This is a genomic window from Acinetobacter lwoffii (assembly GCF_024129435.1).
Taxonomy (GTDB): domain Bacteria; phylum Pseudomonadota; class Gammaproteobacteria; order Pseudomonadales; family Moraxellaceae; genus Acinetobacter; species Acinetobacter lwoffii_F.
Genome location: NZ_JAMXXN010000058.1, coordinates 1 through 2,941, shown reverse-complemented (window position 1 = coordinate 2,941; position 2,941 = coordinate 1). Strand labels below are relative to the sequence as shown.

At 50.5% G+C, this 2,941-nt stretch carries 1 rRNA gene; it reads right to left on the bottom strand.

The window, feature by feature from the left end:
- Positions 1 to 23 precede the first annotated feature (23 nt).
- Positions 24 to 2,919, bottom strand: a 23S ribosomal RNA gene (locus NI455_RS15205).
- Positions 2,920 to 2,941: the final 22 nt, after the last annotated feature.

Here is a 2,941-nt window from a genome sequence, read left to right as displayed (position 1 = left end):
TACAACAACTGTTTGGGTGTTGTATAGTCAAGCCTCACGAGCAATTAGTATTGGTCAGCTTCACATATCGCTATGCTTCCACATCCAACCTATCAACGTCGTAGTCTTCAACGGCTCTTTAGGAGACATAAAGTCTCGGGGAAATCTTATCTTGAGGTAGGCTTCCCGCTTAGATGCTTTCAGCGGTTATCCCTTCCGAACATAGCTACCCGGCGATGCCACTGGCGTGACAACCGGTACACCAGAGGTTCGTCCACTCTGGTCCTCTCGTACTAGGAGCAGATCCTCTCAAATTTCCAACGCCCACGGTAGATAGGGACCGAACTGTCTCACGACGTTCTAAACCCAGCTCGCGTACCTCTTTAAATGGCGAACAGCCATACCCTTGGGACCTGCTTCAGCCCCAGGATGAGATGAGCCGACATCGAGGTGCCAAACACCGCCGTCGATATGAACTCTTGGGCGGTATCAGCCTGTTATCCCCAGAGTACCTTTTATCCGTTGAGCGATGGCCCTTCCATACAGAACCACCGGATCACTAAGACCTACTTTCGTACCTGCTCGACTTGTGGGTCTCGCAGTTAAGCGCGCTTTTGCCTTTATACTCTACGCGTGATTTCCGACCACGCTGAGCGCACCTTCGTACTCCTCCGTTACTCTTTAGGAGGAGACCGCCCCAGTCAAACTACCCACCAGACATGGTCCTCGTCCCGGATAACGGGACAGAGTTAGAACCTCAATATTACCAGGGTGGTATTTCAAGGACGGCTCCATCGCAACTAGCGTCGCGACTTCAAAGCCTCCCACCTATCCTACACAAGTAAGATCAAAGTTCAATGTCAAGCTGCAGTAAAGGTTCACGGGGTCTTTCCGTCTAGCCGCGGGTACACCGCATCTTCACGGCGAATTCGATTTCACTGAGTCTCTGCTGGAGACAGCGCCCCCATCATTATGCCATTCGTGCAGGTCGGAACTTACCCGACAAGGAATTTCGCTACCTTAGGACCGTTATAGTTACGGCCGCCGTTTACTGGGGCTTCGATCAAGAGCTTCGCTTACGCTAACCCCATCAATTAACCTTCCAGCACCGGGCAGGCATCACACCCTATACGTCCACTTTCGTGTTTGCAGAGTGCTATGTTTTTAATAAACAGTTGCAGGGGCCTGGTTTCTGAGGCTGTCGGCCGCTCAAGGAGCAAGTCCTATCACAGACAACAGCGTACCTTCTCCCGAAGTTACGGTACCATTTTGCCTAGTTCCTTCAGCAGAGTTCTCTCAAGCGCTTTGGTCTACTCGACCTGACCACCTGTGTCGGTTTCGGGTACGATTCCTGTGTAACTGAAGCTTAGAGACTTTTCCTGGAAGCATGGTATCAGCCACTTCACTGTACAAGTACAGCTTGCTATCAGTTCTCAGCATAGAGTACCCCGGATTTGCCTAAGATACATGCCTACAACCTTTCACCTGGACAACCAACGCCAGGCTGACTTAACCTTCTCCGTCCTCTCATCGCATTACACAGAAGTATTGGAATATTAACCAATTTCCCATCGACTACGCCTCTCGGCCTCGCCTTAGGGGTCGACTCACCCAGCCCCGATTAACGTTGGACTGGAACCCTTGGTCTTTCAGCGTGCGAGTTTTTCACTCGCATTGTCGTTACTCACGTCAGCATTCGCACTTCTGATACCTCCAGCAGACTTCTCAATCCACCTTCATCGGCTTACAGAACGCTCCCCTACCACGCATAATAAATTATGCATCCGCAGCTTCGGCATATAGTTTTAGCCCCGTTACATCTTCCGCGCAGGCCGACTCGACTAGTGAGCTATTACGCTTTCTTTAAAGGGTGGCTGCTTCTAAGCCAACCTCCTAGCTGTCTATGCCTTCCCACATCGTTTCCCACTTAACTATAATTTTGGGGCCTTAGCTGGCGGTCTGGATTGTTTTCCTCTTGACTACGGACGTTAGCACCCGCAGTCTGTCTCCCGGATAGTACTCATTGGTATTCGGAGTTTGCATCGGTTTGGTAAGTCGGGATGACCCCCTAGCCGAAACAGTGCTCTACCCCCAATGGTATTCGTCCGAGGCGCTACCTAAATAGCTTTCGGGGAGAACCAGCTATCACCAAGTTTGATTAGCCTTTCACCCCTATCCACAAGTCATCCCCTGGCTTTTCAACGACAGTGGGTTCGGTCCTCCAGTTAGTGTTACCCAACCTTCAACCTGCTCATGGATAGATCACCTGGTTTCGGGTCTATACCCAGCAACTAATGCGCCCTATTAAGACTCGGTTTCCCTACGGCTCCCCTATTCGGTTAACCTCGCTACTGAATATAAGTCGCTGACCCATTATACAAAAGGTACGCAGTCACCGGACTAAGCCGGCTCCCACTGCTTGTATGCATGCGGTTTCAGGATCTATTTCACTCCCCTCACAGGGGTTCTTTTCGCCTTTCCCTCACGGTACTGGTTCACTATCGGTCAGTCAGGAGTATTTAGCCTTGGAGGATGGTCCCCCCATATTCAGACAAGGTTTCACGTGCCTCGCCCTACTCGACATCATCATATAAGCCCTTTCGTGTACAGGACTATCACCGTCTACGGTCGCACTTCCCAGAGCGTTCCACTAGAACTTATATGACTTAATGGGCTCTTCCCCTTTCGCTCGCCGCTACTGAGGGAATCTCAATTGATTTCTTTTCCTAAGGGTACTGAGATGTTTCACTTCCCCTCGTTCGCCTTGCAACACTATGTATTCATGTTGCAATACCTACCTTATGGTAAGTGGGTTTCCCCATTCAGACATCTCCGGATCACAGGATATTTGCCGCCTCCCCGGAGCTTTTCGCAGGCTATCACGTCTTTCATCGCCTCTGACTGCCAAGGCATCCACCACATGCACTTAATTACTTGACTATACAACCCCAAACAGTCGTTT